Below are 14086 nucleotides of genomic sequence, written 5' to 3' on the forward strand. Positions count from 1 at the left end.
AAGCTCCACCGCCTTTTCTTTAGATATCGCTTGTCGAATTAGCTTGCTGCAACAGCTGCGGCAACAACAACCAACAGGATCAGCGGCAGGATGATGCCGTTTGACGAACCCTGAGTTTCTTCAACAACAACAGGTGCTTCAACAACCGGCTCTTCCAGGTTGCCTGCATAAGCGGTCGAAGCAGCAGCAGTCAGTGCAGCGGCGAGAACGAGTTTCTTCATATTAACCTCCAGGATACGCACGGTTCCGTATAGTGAAACCATGCACTCAAGACTTACCTCGTGTTTTTTTCTAATCAGCTATCCAACTGGAATGCAAATGGAAGTTGCGCCACAAGCGGGTACCTGCGCGGAAATGTCGTCAAATTAGCAACACTTGCGTGCCAACCCTGGCCATTGAGAACAGTTCGGCAATATCGTTGTTGAAAAGACCGATGCACCCATTCGAAGATCGGCGCCCAATTTTGCGCGTATCATGGGTTCCGTGAATTCGGTAATATTTCCAGCTTAGATATAAAGCATGTGTTCCCAGAGGGTTATCCGGACCCGGCGGGATATAGTCTGGCCATTCCGGATTTCTTTTCTTCATCGAAGGTGTTGGCGACCAGCTTGGGCCCTCGACCTTGCGGATCACACTGGTCCGGCCGCGGCGCGTCAGCTCTTCGGTCAGGGGAACCGACGACGGGTATAGTTTGTACACCGATTGATCGTCAGACCAGTAATGCAGCGCCCGCGACACTGTATCGACAAGGATAGCGCCGTTTTTCGTGTTGGAAAAATAGGGCTGCCAGTCCAGCGCCCTGAAGCCAGAGATGTTACGGCGCACCGCGGGTTCGTCCTCGGGTGCGGGGCGCAGCGGGTCTCCGGGGGTGTATTGGGCAATCGCAGGCGAGGCGACCAGAGCCGAGACACCCGCGACGAATCCGCGTCGGGTTGTATGAGTAATGCTTTTCTTGACCATGATCGCAGGTCCTTTTCACAGAAAATCTAAAAATCCTGTGCATTTTATTGCCAGAATGCTTCAGTCGCAATTGAAACCGGCAGAATCACGCAGAACAAAGCCATTGTGCGTTTGCCCACAGCCTTCTGTCACGCTATGCCGTATGGCAACACAATAATCAGGTCGATCATGACGCGCATCATTTCATTACTGTTTGCTAGCTTTATTGCACTGGCCGCCTGTACGCCGGGTGGATCCCCAACCTATGGGGCAGATGGGCGCCCCCTGCCAACGGTGTACAAGATCCGTGGCAATCCAGAAAAGCTGCAATTCCGGATGTTGGATTCGGTTAACGCCCTCCGCCAGGCATCGGGCCTTCAGCCGGTACAACTGAATGCTCAGCTCAATGCCGCGGCCGCCACCCATTCCAAGGATATGGCGCGACAGAATCGGCCCTGGCACTTTGGCTCGGACGGATCTTCGCCGTTGGATCGGGCGACGCGCGTCGGCTATTACGGCACCTTCCTCGGCGAGGCGATCTCGGAAACCTATGAGACCGAGACCGAAACGCTGGCCGCCTGGATGCAAGAACCCGGACCGCGAAATGTCATCATGGATGCCAAAGCCACCCAGATGGGCTTTGCCTGGCACCAGGAGAACGGCGGGAAAATCTGGTGGACCCTGGAAATGGGAACCGGCGGTTAAAACGCAAAAGCCCCCGAAAACCGGGGGCTTTTTTTATTGCCTTTGGGGCAGTTAAGCCGCCTGGACCGACTGCGCCTCGGTCAAAATTGCATAGAGCTTGACCGGATCAGGATTGGCGCGCAGCTTTGCGCAAACCGACGTATTGCGCAGCGTTCTGGACACCAGCGCAAGCGCCTTTAGGTGGTCCACACCCGCCTCTTCCGGGGCAAACAACGCAAAAGCGACATCAACCGGCTGGCGGTCTACCGCACCGAAATCAATCGGCTTTTCCAGCATTACGAAAACGCCAGCCACTTCGGCCAGATCACCCAGCCGCGCATGTGGCAGGGCAACTCCATGACCAACGCCTGTTGGGCCAAGGCTCTCCCGCTCGAGCAGGCCATCCACTACAACCTGCGCGTCAAGACCAAGGGCCCCCTCGGCAACATCGCCGATTTCCTGAAACAACCGCTTCTTGCTGGAAGCGGCGGACAATACACGTACCGCCTCGGGCTTCAGTATGCTCGATAGCTCCATGATCACGCTCCATGGCCTTGCCCCTGCTTGCGCAGGGGCTTGCCTTGCTATTCTTGCCTGTTACGGATCAATCCAGCCGATGTTGCCGTCCTCACGGCGATACACGACATTCAATCCGTCCTTGTTTTCATTCCGGAACACCAGCACCGGGGCGCCGGCTAGTTCCATCTGCATTACGGCTTCACCAACACTCAACGATGGGATCTTGGTTTCCATCTCAGCCACGATCATCGGCTGCAGCGATTCAGGTTCATCAGCCGACTCTGATTCGTCAGAGGCGAGGATATAAGAGGAAGCACCAAAGAGTTCAACCGGCTCGGATCGGTCCTTGTGATGGTCCTTGAGGCGGCGCTTATACCGGCGCAACTGCGTTTCCATCTTGTCACAGCAGGCCTCGAATGCTGCGTAGATTTCGATAGCGTGGGCCTTGGCCTGCGCTGTCAGGCCGGTCGAAAGATGCACGGTGGCTTCGCAAACATACTCATGCGCAGAACGGGAAAAGACGACATTGGCGTCGGTCGGGCGCTGGGCATATTTTCCAACAACCTCCCCTAGCTCGGTCTGCACATGGGTCTGCAGTGCCTCGCCGATGTCGATCTGTTTTCCGCTAATTTGGTAACGCATGTGATCTCCTTCACAATTCACACCCATTTTGACGCTGCGTTACGCAGCGCACGTGTTCTTATCGGGTGGGGGATATCGGCATATTCCGCAGTTGCTGAGAAACGTACCCCTTAGCAAAGGTGTACCGCGATCCCGACTGGAACTGAAGAAATGCCATAACCCAATTGAGGCAAGAGACGGCGGCAGAGTCAATCAAAACAGGCGTGTATATACGTGATTTCAGCCATGCGCTGGGCGCAATTCCGCGCAAGCCTATGAAATACGGAAGTTTTCGCCCAAATAGACCCGACGGACATTTTCGTTCTCGACGACTTCATCCGGCGTGCCCGACATCAGCACCTGACCATCATGCAGGATATAGGCACGGTCCACGATTTCCAGTGTTTCGCGCACGTTATGGTCAGTGATCAGCACGCCGATGCCGCGCTTTTTCAGGTCCGCTACCAGATGGCGGATATCGCCGACGCTGATCGGGTCCACGCCTGCAAACGGCTCGTCCAGCAACAGATATTTTGGATCAGCCGCAAGACAACGGGCAATTTCGACACGGCGACGCTCGCCACCCGACAATGCCAATGCCGGGGCGCGGCGCAGATGTTCGATCGAAAAATCGGACAACAGCTCTTCCAGCCGCTCTTTCCTGCGATGGCTGTGCTTCACGGTGATGTCCAGAACGGCGGCAATGTTGTCTTCGACACTCATCCCGCGGAAAATCGACATTTCTTGCGGCAGATATCCGATCCCAAGCCGCGCGCGCCTATACATCGGCAGGGTCGTCACGTTTTGGCCGTCAATGGTCACAGTGCCAGCTTCGGGAAAGACAAGCCCGGCGACCGAATAGAACGTTGTGGTCTTGCCTGATCCGTTCGGACCCAACAAGGCAACCACCTCGGACCGGCCCAACGTCATCGAGACTTCGCGTATCACGGTCTTCTTACGGTATGATTTCCGCAGTTTCTCGATCCTGAGGCCGGAACCGCCTTCGGCCACAGACAAATTCGGACGCTCCATCAGTTGCTATCCGGATTCAGAATGGTTTTGACGCGGCCAGTCATCTTTGCCGTTCCGGTCGTCAGATTGGCATTCATCTGATCGCCGCTGATAACGCTGGGGCCTTGCGTCAAAAGCACATTTCCGCGCATCACGATTTCGCCCGAGTCGATTGTGTATTCGGCCCAGTCGCCTTCGGCTGCATCAGGCGGGCTGACAAGAACCACATCATTTGTCGCCTCCATCCGCTCGATTCCGGACCTGTCGGCGTTGTAGATGACCAAGACCCGCTCGGCGGTCAGGCGCATCTCACCCTGCACGATCAGGACGTTACCGATAAACTCGGCCGTGCCGTCTTCTTGATTGACGTTTAGGGATTCCGAGGTGACCTCGACCGGCTGGCTTGGATCCGCCTTGGCTGACCCGAAGGCGACCTGCGTTTCCTGTGCCGACGCCGAAAAGGCACCGACCATCAGCGCAAAACTAACAACAGCAAATCGCAAATCAATCACGGCTTATCTTTCTGTTTTTTCAGGCTCGTATACCAGCTTAACACCATCTGTAAAAAGAATATGGACCGGCCCATCCTTTTTTTCGGTTCCAAATGTCATGCGTCCCGCGGAAAAATCTCCGATGATGCCGGTGCCATCGACCTGACCCGGAGTGTCGCCGCGGATTTCATCCAGAGAGGTATTCAGAAGATCAGTTCTGACCTGAATTCCGTCTGTCGTCGTTATCAGGACGTCCCCAACAAACGTTGCGGAATTCTTGTCCGGGCGGATCATACCGGAATTTGAATCCATCGTTATGACGCCGCCATTCAACAATCCCAACCGCCCTCTAAATTCGGCAGTCGTGGGCAATGACCCTTCGCGCCCCTGGGTCGCTTGGGCCGCCTGAATTTGAACTTCCTCGCCTTTTCTGGTTGTTCCAAGATAATGGGGTTGGGTCACCACTTGGTCGGCCAGACGTTCATCTATGTCTTTTTGGGTAAACGGAACGGACACGCTGGTTTCGATGCTGCGTGACAGCAGGAAAACCGTCGACAGCAGAACAATCGCCGCCAAAGGCAGCAACACCTTCAGAAATTGCACCATCCGGGAATGTCCGTCCATCGAACGCCCCTCTACCCCAGACCAACGCGCAGGCAATCGTGGATATGTAGCACGCCCAAGGCCTGGCGATCACTGCCCTCCTCGACCACAAACAAAGAGGTGATCTTGCGGTCATTCATGATGGCCACCGCCTCTTCGGCCAGCGCGCCGGGCGGGATGGTTGTTGGGTTCTGCGTCATCACCTGCTCGGCCGTTTTGCCCAGCAAGCCCTCCATATGTCGCCGCAGGTCGCCATCGGTGATGATGCCCACCACCTGACCTTGCGGATCGACAACCCCGGCAACGCCAAAGCCCTTGCGGCTGATCTCGATAAGCGCATCGCTCATGGGTGTTCCGACCGAAACCAGCGGCAACGCATCGCCCTTGTGCATCAGATCCTGCACCGTGCTCAGCTGTGCACCTAGTTTTCCACCGGGATGAAAGGCACGGAAATCTTCGGGTTTGAAGTTGCGATACTTCATCAACGCTATCGCTAGCGCGTCGCCCATGGCCAAAGTCAACGTCGTGGAGATCGAAGGCACCATGCCATAGCCGCAGGCCTCGCCCAGTGACGGGATCAAAAGATGCACGTCTGCCTGTTTCATCAGCGTGCTTTCCGGCTTGCTGGACAGGCCAATCAGTGGAATGCCAAAGCGGCGGGTAAAAGCCAGCAGGTTGGCAAGCTCTGGCGCTTCGCCCGAATTCGAGATGGCCAGAACCACATCGCCTTTTGAAACCATGCCCAGATCGCCATGGCTGGCCTCGGCCGGGTGCACGAAATAGGCCGGTGTACCGGTGCTGGCCAGCGTGGCCGCGATCTTGTGCCCGATATGACCCGACTTGCCGATGCCGCTTATGATGATGCGGCCCGAGGCCTGCAAAATCAGCTGAACCGCTTGGGCAAAATGTTCATCCAGACCGTCGGCCAGTACCTCCAGCGCGCGGGCCTCGTCTGTCACCACCTGACGGGCGGTTCTCAGAAATGCTTCGGTATCAGTCATGAGTGCGCAAAAATATCCGTTTCTGGCCATCCGGCTAGATCGAGTTTCGCACGCATCGGCAAGAAGTCAAAACAGGCCTGCGCCATCTCGGTCCGGCTCTCTCGCGCCAGGCGCTTGTTCAACTCCTCCCGCAGGCGGTGCAGATACAGAACATCCGAGGCGGCATAGTCCAGCTGCGCCTCGCTCAACGTTTCGGTGCCCCAATCGCTCATCTGCTGCTGTTTCGAGATATCGACGCCGATCAACTCGTTGCACAGGTTTTTCAGCCCGTGCCGGTCGGTATAGGTGCGCACCAGACGGCTGGCGATCTTGGTGCAATAGACTGGCGCGGCTAACGCACCAAAGGCGTGATACATCGCGGCAATGTCGAAACGGCCAAAATGGAACAGTTTCAGCACATCCGGGTTTTCCAGCATGGCACACAAGTTCGGTGCCTCGGTCTGGCCCTTTTCGACCTGAACGATATGCGAATTGCCATCGCCGCCCGACATCTGGATCACGCAGAGGCGGTCGCGATGCGGGTTTAGACCCATGGTTTCACAGTCAATGGCCACCACCGGCCCCATATCCAACCCGTCCGGCAGGTCGTTTTTGTACAAATAGTTAGCCACCCGAGTATTCCTTTGCGCGGTATCGCCACCGAGATAGGCGCTTTATTCCCTAAACTCAACGCCATCCCTGTACGCCAGCCGGTTGCCGCTGTCGCAGTTGGTCAAGACCTAAATGAAGGTTTGGGGTGACAGAGCCTTTAGACTGCGGCAGATATCAATCAATGTTGAGCGTTCTTAGAAATCGGACCTATCGCCACCTGTTGGCCGCGCAGATCGTAGCCCTGACGGGCACTGGGCTGGCCACGGTCGCGCTGGGTCTGTTGGCCTTTGAACTGGCAGGGGATGCGGCCGGGCTGGTGTTGGGCACCGCGATGACCATCAAAATGGTGGCCTATGTCACGGTTGCGCCATTGGCGGCCGCGTTTGCCGAGCGGCTGGACCGGCGCAAGATGCTGGTAGTGCTTGACCTGATCCGTGCGGCTGTCGCGCTGTGTCTGCCTTTTGTGACCGAGGTCTGGCAGGTCTATGTCCTGATTTTCGTGCTGCAATCCGCCTCGGCCGGATTTACCCCTGCATTTCAGGCTACAATCCCCGATGTACTGACAGATGAGCGCGAATACACCCGCGCCCTGTCCCTATCGCGGATGGCATATGAACTGGAGAGCCTGCTAAGCCCCGTATTCGCCGCAGCCCTGTTATTGTTGGTCAGCTTCAACAGCCTTTTCTGGGGCACCGCCCTGGGATTTGTCGCTTCGGCGCTGCTAGTGGTGTCGGTGGCTTTGCCATCACCCAAACCAAGCAAACCGCGCGGGATATACGAACGGACAACACGTGGCATACGCATCTATTCGAACACACCCCGGCTGCGGGGCCTTCTTGCCCTGAGTTGGAGCGCGGCGGCACTCAGCTCAATGGTGATCGTCAACACTGTGGTCATCGTGCGATCAGATCTGGGGCTGTCGGAAAGCGCCGTTGCCGCTGCGCTGGCCGGTTTTGGTGGCGGCTCTATGCTTGCCGCTTTTATCCTGCCCCGGATGCTGGACCGGATCGAGGATCGAAAGGTCATGTTGGCCGGCGCCCTTCTGTGCTGCACCACCATGGCCGGGGCCGCCGCGATATTTGCGACAACCCCGCTGTCTTTGGGTCTGTTGATCGTTATGTGGGCCCTAGCTGGCTTTGGCTATTCCACCACGCTGACGCCGTCTGGCCGCCTGCTGACCCGCTCGGCCCATCCCGAAGACCGCCCCGCCGTCTTTGCGGCCCAATTCACGCTGTCTCATTGCTGTTGGCTGGTACTGTATCCTCTGGCAGGCGGGCTGATGACCCTGTTTGGGGCCACAACCGCCCTGAGCTTTATGGCGGCGATGTCCTTTCTTGGTATTATAGGTGCGGTCACCCTTTGGCCGCGTTCTGATCTGCATTCGGTGATCCACGACCATCCTGACCTGCCGCGTGATCACCCGCACATGTCCGGCCCGCCACCGCATGCTCACCCCGTCATAATAGACGACCTGCACCCCCGTATCCCGCGTGAGCCTTGAGCCCTGCTGTCGTTTTGCCCTAAACCGGAAAAACCAGACCCGCACCGGAGCGCCAATGGATCAGCTTGACCGCCGCATCATCTCAGTCCTGCAACATAATGCCCGCGAGTCGACCACAAAAATCGCGGCAAAACTGGGCGTTGCCCGGACAACCGTGCATGAACGCATCAGCCGGATGGAAGAACGCGGCATCATTGCCGGCTATTCCGTGATCCTGAACAGCCCCGAAGATGCCCCCCGCGTCCAGGTTGTCGTTCTGCTCGAGGTCCAACAGAAGGAAACCACCCGTATCATCAAGCGGCTCGAGGCCTATCCCGAGGTTAAACTCTGTCTTTCGATCAACGGTGACTTTGACCTGCTGTTGACCGCTGACGCGCCAAGGATCGAGGATCTGGATATTCTCGTTGATGATCTGGCACGAATCCCCGGTGTTCTGCGCACCAATACGAGCGTTGTTTTTGGCCGGCGGATTGATCGAATCTGATTGACTGATAACCCTCTGTAAACCAAGGCAAGGCTAGCGTGGCCCGGATTGATCACAATCCCGGACCGGCAGAATGCCAAATCGCCTATTCATTGTCATAGCATGTGTTGCGTTGCTTCTGGCAGCGCGTCAGAGCTTTGCGGGCGCGGAGGCCCGGATGTCTCAGACATGTGATCAGGCCGCCCGCCGCGCGGCCCTCGCCCAAGACATACCGCTTGATGTTTTGCGCGCCATAACGCGGGTTGAAACTGGCCGCGCGATCAAAGGCCGACTTGAGCCTTGGCCATGGGCAATCAATGTCGAAGGGCGCGGCCATTGGTTCCGATCTGAGCAGGAGGCTAAAGCTTATGTCGCGGATATTTTCCAAGCCGGAAAACGCAGCTTCGATATCGGGTGCTTTCAAATCAACTATCGCTGGCACGGGCAGGCCTTTCAGTCGATCGATGCCATGTTCGACCCCGAGACTAACGCCAGCTACGCGGCCCGGTTTCTGAAACAGCTATATTCCGAACTTGGGTCGTGGCCGGCAGCGGTGGGGGCCTATCACTCGCGAACCCCGGCTTTGGCCAAGACCTATTCCAGCCGCTACCAGATTGTTCATGCTCAGCTTGACCCGGGCACGGCGGTGCAAACTGCCCGCATGTCGCGTGATCCCTTCACACAACCCGCCGCACCGCTGTTCCCGGTGCAAATCACCCAGTTTCCGACGGGTGCGATGGGCTCCTTGATGCCAGCCGCGGACACCCAAACAGCCTTCATCGCCTTCAACTAGGAGAATTACGTGCCCAGACTTGACGTCCGCTCCCTGTTTTCTCCGACTGTTTTGCTGGCGCTTGCGTTGATGACCGTCATCGTGATGATGATCCTGCCCATGCCGTCCTGGGTTCTGGATGTCGGACTGGCCACGTCCTTCGCCCTGGCGATCCTGATTTTCACGCTGACCCTGTTCATCGAACGGCCGCTGGATTTCTCTTCCTTCCCGACCATCCTTCTGGGGTCTTTGATGCTCCGGCTGTCGTTGAACGTCTCATCGACCAAGCTGATTATCGGTCAGGGGCATACCGGCCCCAATGCCGCCGGCGATGTGATCGAGGGATTCGCAAGCTTCGTCATGGGCGGCAGCATATTCCTGGGCCTTGTCGTGTTCGGCGTCCTATTGATCGTGAACTTTATGGTCATCAACAAAGGCGCGGCCCGCATGGCCGAAGTTGGTGCGCGATTTGCCCTGGATGGGATGCCCGGGAAACAGCTGGCCATCGACAGTGACATGTCCGCTGGCGCCATCGATCATCAAGAGGCCAAGGAACGGCGCGAACGGGAACAACAGGAAACCACCTTTTTCGGCTCGCTCGACGGGGCGTCGAAATTCGTCAAAGGAGACGCGGTTGCCGGGCTTTTGATCACCCTGCTGAATCTGGTGATGGGGCTTGTCATGGGCGTGATCGTTCACGGGATGCCGGTGTCATCGGCGTTCGAAACCTACGCCATCCTGACGGTGGGCGATGGTTTGGTCTCGCAGATACCGGCCGTGATCATCTCGATTGCTTCCGCTTTGCTATTGGCACGTGGCGGCACGCAGGGCGCAACTGACACCGCCATCTTATCGCAACTGGGGCGCCACCCGGCCGCGCTGGGCACTGTTGCCGGTCTGATGGTGCTGTTCGCCCTGGTTCCGGGTCTGCCGTTTCTGCCCTTTATTCTAGGGGCCTGCGTTTTGGGCTACGCCGCCTATGCAGTGCACCGAAAACAGCAAAAGCAAGAGACCCAGGTTCAAACTGCGACGGATGAGGCGGACACAGCGGTGTCGCAGGCGATTGGCGATATTCTCGACCTCGATGATGTTCACCTGGAATTCGCACCGGATCTGGTCAGCATGGTCCTGAACCAGGGCACCGGACTGGATGCACGCATTGCGAATATGCGGACCTATGTCGCCTCGACCTTTGGATTGATCCTGCCCGATATCCGTCTGACCGATCGGGCCGAGCTACCGATGGGGACATATGTCATCAAGGTACATGGGGTGGAACAGGCCCGTGGTGCCCTGAACCCCGATCTGATTCTGGCGCTGGTTCAGGACGGGCACGATCTTTTGCCCGAGGGGAGGGATGTCACCGAACCTGTCTATGGTGCGCCTGCACGTTGGATCCTGCCCAAGGATCAAGAGGCCGCAGCAATGAACGGCGCTACGATTGTCTCGCCTCCGGAAATACTGGCAACACATCTGCTGGAAATCATCAAACAGAACTTCTCGCGTCTGTTGACGCTGAAGGCGCTACGCAGGCTGCTATCAGAAATGGCCCGGCTCAGCGACCCGGTCCGGGCCGAGGCAAACAGGAAACTGCTGGACGAGTTGATCCCCGACAAGGTTCCAATCGACACACTTCACGCAGTCCTGCGCCTGTTGCTGGACGAACGGGTTTCGATCCGCAATCTGGCGCTTATCCTCGAAAGCATCGCCGAGGCGCGCCTGACCACCACGCAACCCGAAGGGATTTGCGAACTGGTGCGACAGCGGCTTGGGTTCCAGCTTGTGGCCGACATGAAACGCGGAGACGGGTCGATCCCGCTGATCCAGCTTGCACCGGAATGGGAAGACACATTTGCCACCTATCAGGTCGATGCACCCAATGCAGGGCTGGATGTCGCCCTGCCGCCGAACCTGTTCAACAAGCTTGCAGACGGCGTGGTGGACAGTGTCTCACATTCTGCTGACCATGGCATCTTTCCCGCCGTCGTGACCTCGACCCGGCGCCGCAGGCTGCTGCGTACGATCATGCATGCGCGCGGCGTGTCCAATCCGGTCCTGTCATTTGAGGAAATCGGGCTCGAGGCGCGGCCCGCACTTGTAGGCACGGTACCCGCATGATCGCCCTCCCACCCGAACTCTTGTCGCACCTGGGCTCTGGGGCCTGGCATTTCTTTGGTGTTTTCCTACGCGTTTCGGCAATGGTATCCTTGATGCCCGCATTCGGGGAACGCAGCATCCCCACCCGTGTCAAACTTGGCACTGCCGTTGCCTTTACGTTGATCGTGGCACCGGCAGTGCCGACAAAGGAATTCGATCCCGAATTCCTGTCCATGGTCCAGCTGATCACCACCGAAACTCTTGTCGGAATGGCGCTCGGGATGGCGCTGCGCATCTTTGTTCTGACCCTGCAGACGGCAGGGTCCATCGCCGCACAGGCAACGTCACTCTCGCAAATTCTGGGCGGGGCAGCGGCTGATCCGGTTCCGGCCATGGGCTATCTGCTGACATTGGCCGGGTTGACCCTTGCCGTATTGCTTGGCCTGCACATCCGCTTGGCAGAGTTCCTGGTCCACAGCTACGATCTGTTTCCCACCGGAACCACACCTGCGGCGCCGGATTTGTCGGAATGGGGCGTGGAACGGGTCTCGTACAGTTTCAGCCTGGCATTCGCACTGGCGATGCCGTTTGTGATTGCCTCGCTGATCTACAACCTTGCGCTTGGTGTCATCAACCGCGCCATGCCACAGCTGATGGTGGCATTTGTCGGCGCCCCGGCCATCACATTTGCGGGGCTGTTTTTGCTGTGCGCTGGCGCGCCTCTAATCCTGTCGGTCTGGTCGGATGCCCTGTTTGACTTCATGCAGAACCCGCTGAGAGATCCGAGATGAGTGCATCGGACAACGACAGCGACAAGTCATACGACCCGACGCCGCAAAAGCTTCTGAAAGCACGGGAAAAGGGTGAGGTCGCCAAATCAAACGACCTGTCTGTTGTCGCGGCTTATGTCGGGCTGCTCATAGGTTTGCTTTTGGCAGGCAAGATTGGTGTTCAACATCTGGGAATATTGTTTGTCGTTCTGATCGACCAATCCGACAAGATCGGAACCATGTTGACGGATGGCCCGGCTGACGGTCTGGTGGGAGGGATGCTTGGCAAGGCTGCAATCTCGATGGCAACCATATTTGTTGTTCCCGCCACTGCGGTTCTGCTGAGCCTGATCGCCCAAAAGGCCCTGGTTTTTGCCCCCAGCAAGCTGCAGCCCAAATTGTCGCGGATCTCGATTCCGTCCAATGCCAAGAACAAATTCGGGCGCGGCGGTCTGTTCGAATTTGCCAAAAGCTTTGCGAAGCTGCTGATTTATTGCGTCTGCCTGTTGATGTTTCTGCGCGTCAACCTGCCCGAGATTTTGACTACCAGCGCCGCGCCACTGCAATCGTCGATCGTCTTGATGATGAACCTTTTATTCCGGTTCCTCTTCATCGTCGTCACCATCGCACTGGCCATCGGAGTCGTCGACTATATGTGGCAATACTCCGAACATATGCGCAAAAACCGGATGTCCCGCAAAGAAATTCAGGACGAGACCAAAGACGCCGAAGGCGACCCGCATGTCAAACAACAGCGCCGCCAGCGCGCGCAGGAAATTGCGGCAAATCAGATGATGGCGGATGTCCCAACTGCGGATGTAGTCATCGTGAACCCGACCCATTATGCGGTGGCTCTTAAATGGCAGCGGACAGCCGGGTCAGCACCGATCTGCGTGGCGAAAGGTGTCGACCATATTGCCGCCGCCATCCGCGCCTCGGCCGCCGAGGCCGGGGTTCCGATCCACTCGGATCCCCCCACCGCGCGGGCCCTTCATGCGACCGTCGAAATCGGGAATGAGATCGCCCCCGAACACTATCGCCCCGTCGCTGCGGCCATTCGCTTTGCCGAAGCCATGCGCAAGCGTGCGAAGGACAGAATTTGATGCGGTTTACCGGACTTGCCGATCTGAAGCGTTTATCCGACGCGGCCTTCCAAAAAGAGCAACAGACCTTGCGCCCATATATCGAAGCAGAGGCCGAGATTTTGCAAAAACTGAGCCGATTGGACGCACAGCTTCAGCAGACCCGTCAAAACAGCGGCCAAGCTGATGGATATCAGGTCACCGGCACTGATGTTCTGTGGCGTGGATGGGAAGAGGCAACCCGACGAAAACTCAATACAGACCTTGCGCGCGTCCGAGCGCAAAAGCTAACCAAGATGCAAGCCTTGCGGAAAGCGTTCGGACGCAAACAGGCCCTAGGACAGCTGCTTGAAGAACAACAAAAGGCCCGCCGAGACATGCTTATGAAAAAGCGATCGCGGCAATAAGCGGGCCGAAACAGGCTTCAAGTATCCTGACGGTTAACACTCATGATCAGGACTTGCAGCACGTCATCACCCAAATCCTTCTTGGCGACCTGCAGCAAAGCCTTTCGGACCAAATCCAGATTGTCGGATTCCGTAAAGTTGCCGTTGAAACCACCGGTATTTGCGTGATCGAAAAGAACCTGCAGAAACCCATCTCTCAACTTTGGCTCAAACTCATAAATCGTTTCAGCAACGCCGGGTTTGGTTTCCAGGCTCAGCGACATTGTGACCAACGCGGCAATCCGGTCGGACTTCACGACCGGGATCACAAACTGTTTCGTCATCTTCAGATATTCATACTTGCTGGCCGTATCCTTTTTGTCCGACTTGGTCTTAGTGGCCTTCTCCTTGGCTTTCTTGGGTTCGGCGGCAGCGGATTTATCCATGTCACCATCTTTGGTTTTTCCAGAAGGAGACATGGCAATTCCCGCACCAATTCCACCGCCCAGGCCAACAAGCAGAAACAATATAGGAAGTAGCTTTTTCATTGTTATA

Annotated in this window: 18 protein-coding genes; 8 read left to right on the forward strand and 10 right to left on the reverse strand. The window is 57.1% G+C overall.

The window, feature by feature from the left end; genetic code table 11:
- Positions 1–38: 38 nt before the first annotated feature.
- Positions 39–221, reverse strand: coding sequence for a hypothetical protein (locus FN806_RS14220; protein ID WP_142638281.1), 183 nt, complete (start codon positions 219–221; stop codon positions 39–41).
- Positions 222–360: 139 nt separating this feature from the next.
- On the reverse strand, positions 361–960 hold the full coding sequence (locus tag FN806_RS14225; protein WP_142638283.1) for a L,D-transpeptidase: 600 nt from the start codon (positions 958–960) through the stop codon (positions 361–363).
- 168 nt (positions 961–1128) lie between these two features.
- On the opposite strand from FN806_RS14225, the gene dalA reads away from it, so the two are divergent.
- Positions 1129–1644, forward strand: a complete 516-nt coding sequence (gene dalA / locus FN806_RS14230; RefSeq protein ID WP_142638285.1) for a divisome-associated lipoprotein DalA — start codon at positions 1129–1131, stop codon at positions 1642–1644.
- Between the two features lie 51 nt (positions 1645–1695).
- On the opposite strand, the gene FN806_RS14235 is transcribed toward dalA, so the two are convergent.
- From FN806_RS14235 to FN806_RS14265, 7 genes are all read right to left on the reverse strand, one after another.
- Positions 1696–2160, reverse strand: coding sequence for a PTS sugar transporter subunit IIA (locus tag FN806_RS14235; RefSeq protein ID WP_142638287.1), 465 nt, complete (start codon positions 2158–2160; stop codon positions 1696–1698).
- Positions 2161–2220: 60 nt separating this feature from the next.
- The gene (gene hpf / locus FN806_RS14240) at positions 2221–2784 is read right to left on the reverse strand and encodes a ribosome hibernation-promoting factor, HPF/YfiA family (protein ID WP_142638289.1); all 564 of its coding nucleotides are present in this window, start codon (positions 2782–2784) and stop codon (positions 2221–2223) included.
- Positions 2785–3036: 252 nt separating this feature from the next.
- Complete coding sequence (gene lptB, locus FN806_RS14245; RefSeq protein WP_142638291.1) at positions 3037–3795, reverse strand: LPS export ABC transporter ATP-binding protein; 759 nt, start codon at positions 3793–3795, stop codon at positions 3037–3039.
- On the reverse strand, positions 3795–4247 hold the full coding sequence (locus FN806_RS14250; protein WP_142638458.1) for an LptA/OstA family protein: 453 nt from the start codon (positions 4245–4247) through the stop codon (positions 3795–3797). Before FN806_RS14250 ends, lptB begins: the two co-directional genes overlap by 1 nt.
- A 42-nt stretch (positions 4248–4289) precedes the next feature.
- On the reverse strand, positions 4290–4889 hold the full coding sequence (locus FN806_RS14255) for an LPS export ABC transporter periplasmic protein LptC (protein WP_142638293.1): 600 nt from the start codon (positions 4887–4889) through the stop codon (positions 4290–4292).
- Positions 4890–4900: 11 nt separating this feature from the next.
- Positions 4901–5869 carry a KpsF/GutQ family sugar-phosphate isomerase gene (locus FN806_RS14260; protein WP_142638295.1) on the reverse strand — a complete coding sequence of 323 codons (969 nt, stop codon included), beginning with the start codon at positions 5867–5869 and terminating at the stop codon, positions 4901–4903.
- Entirely contained in the window at positions 5866–6480 is a 615-nt protein-coding gene (locus tag FN806_RS14265) for a ribonuclease D (protein WP_142638297.1), read from the reverse strand. Before FN806_RS14265 ends, FN806_RS14260 begins: the two co-directional genes overlap by 4 nt.
- Before the next feature lie 161 nt (positions 6481–6641).
- Here FN806_RS14265 and FN806_RS14270 point away from each other — a divergent pair, with 161 nt between their 5' ends.
- From FN806_RS14270 to FN806_RS14300, 7 genes are all read left to right on the forward strand, one after another.
- A complete protein-coding gene (locus tag FN806_RS14270) occupies positions 6642–7961 on the forward strand; it encodes an MFS transporter (RefSeq protein ID WP_142638299.1) in 1320 nt (439 codons plus the stop codon).
- Between the two features lie 55 nt (positions 7962–8016).
- Positions 8017–8445 (forward strand): Lrp/AsnC family transcriptional regulator, encoded by a 429-nt coding sequence (locus FN806_RS14275; protein ID WP_142638301.1) that lies wholly within the window; start codon positions 8017–8019, stop codon positions 8443–8445.
- A 73-nt stretch (positions 8446–8518) separates the two neighbouring features.
- Complete coding sequence (locus FN806_RS14280) at positions 8519–9217, forward strand: lytic transglycosylase domain-containing protein (RefSeq protein WP_142638303.1); 699 nt, start codon at positions 8519–8521, stop codon at positions 9215–9217.
- A gap of 69 nt (positions 9218–9286) precedes the next feature.
- Entirely contained in the window at positions 9287–11314 is a 2028-nt protein-coding gene (flhA, locus tag FN806_RS14285; protein WP_425472011.1) for a flagellar biosynthesis protein FlhA, read from the forward strand.
- The gene (locus FN806_RS14290) at positions 11311–12084 is read left to right on the forward strand and encodes a flagellar biosynthetic protein FliR (protein WP_142638307.1); all 774 of its coding nucleotides are present in this window, start codon (positions 11311–11313) and stop codon (positions 12082–12084) included. The genes flhA and FN806_RS14290 overlap by 4 nt, the downstream gene beginning before the upstream one ends.
- Positions 12081–13166 (forward strand): flagellar type III secretion system protein FlhB, encoded by a 1086-nt coding sequence (gene flhB / locus FN806_RS14295; RefSeq protein WP_142638309.1) that lies wholly within the window; start codon positions 12081–12083, stop codon positions 13164–13166. Before FN806_RS14290 ends, flhB begins: the two co-directional genes overlap by 4 nt.
- Positions 13166–13552 carry a hypothetical protein gene (locus tag FN806_RS14300; protein ID WP_142638311.1) on the forward strand — a complete coding sequence of 129 codons (387 nt, stop codon included), beginning with the start codon at positions 13166–13168 and terminating at the stop codon, positions 13550–13552. Before flhB ends, FN806_RS14300 begins: the two co-directional genes overlap by 1 nt.
- Positions 13553–13569: 17 nt before the next feature.
- Here the strand turns inward: FN806_RS14300 and FN806_RS14305 are convergent, their stop codons facing one another.
- Complete coding sequence (locus FN806_RS14305) at positions 13570–14079, reverse strand: flagellar basal body-associated FliL family protein (RefSeq protein ID WP_142638313.1); 510 nt, start codon at positions 14077–14079, stop codon at positions 13570–13572.
- Between the last annotated feature and the right edge of the window lie 7 nt (positions 14080–14086).

It is taken from the genome of Ruegeria faecimaris, assembly GCF_900182615.1.
GTDB classification, from domain to species: Bacteria; Pseudomonadota; Alphaproteobacteria; order Rhodobacterales; family Rhodobacteraceae; genus Ruegeria; species Ruegeria faecimaris.

Coding starts and splice junctions, on each gene's coding strand:
- FN806_RS14220 (WP_142638281.1), bottom strand. CDS start 221: ATGAAGAAACTCGTTCTCGCCGCTGCACTGACTGCTGCTGCTTCGACC.
- FN806_RS14225 (WP_142638283.1), bottom strand. CDS start 960: ATGGTCAAGAAAAGCATTACTCATACAACCCGACGCGGATTCGTCGCG.
- dalA (WP_142638285.1), top strand. CDS start 1,129: ATGACGCGCATCATTTCATTACTGTTTGCTAGCTTTATTGCACTGGCC.
- FN806_RS14235 (WP_142638287.1), bottom strand. CDS start 2,160: ATGGAGCTATCGAGCATACTGAAGCCCGAGGCGGTACGTGTATTGTCC.
- hpf (WP_142638289.1), bottom strand. CDS start 2,784: ATGCGTTACCAAATTAGCGGAAAACAGATCGACATCGGCGAGGCACTG.
- lptB (WP_142638291.1), bottom strand. CDS start 3,795: ATGGAGCGTCCGAATTTGTCTGTGGCCGAAGGCGGTTCCGGCCTCAGG.
- FN806_RS14250 (WP_142638458.1), bottom strand. CDS start 4,247: ATGGTCGGTGCCTTTTCGGCGTCGGCACAGGAAACGCAGGTCGCCTTC.
- FN806_RS14255 (WP_142638293.1), bottom strand. CDS start 4,889: ATGGACGGACATTCCCGGATGGTGCAATTTCTGAAGGTGTTGCTGCCT.
- FN806_RS14260 (WP_142638295.1), bottom strand. CDS start 5,869: ATGACTGATACCGAAGCATTTCTGAGAACCGCCCGTCAGGTGGTGACA.
- FN806_RS14270 (WP_142638299.1), top strand. CDS start 6,642: ATGTTGAGCGTTCTTAGAAATCGGACCTATCGCCACCTGTTGGCCGCG.
- FN806_RS14275 (WP_142638301.1), top strand. CDS start 8,017: ATGGATCAGCTTGACCGCCGCATCATCTCAGTCCTGCAACATAATGCC.
- FN806_RS14280 (WP_142638303.1), top strand. CDS start 8,519: ATGCCAAATCGCCTATTCATTGTCATAGCATGTGTTGCGTTGCTTCTG.
- flhA (WP_425472011.1), top strand. CDS start 9,287: ATGACCGTCATCGTGATGATGATCCTGCCCATGCCGTCCTGGGTTCTG.
- FN806_RS14290 (WP_142638307.1), top strand. CDS start 11,311: ATGATCGCCCTCCCACCCGAACTCTTGTCGCACCTGGGCTCTGGGGCC.
- flhB (WP_142638309.1), top strand. CDS start 12,081: ATGAGTGCATCGGACAACGACAGCGACAAGTCATACGACCCGACGCCG.
- FN806_RS14300 (WP_142638311.1), top strand. CDS start 13,166: ATGCGGTTTACCGGACTTGCCGATCTGAAGCGTTTATCCGACGCGGCC.
- FN806_RS14305 (WP_142638313.1), bottom strand. CDS start 14,079: ATGAAAAAGCTACTTCCTATATTGTTTCTGCTTGTTGGCCTGGGCGGT.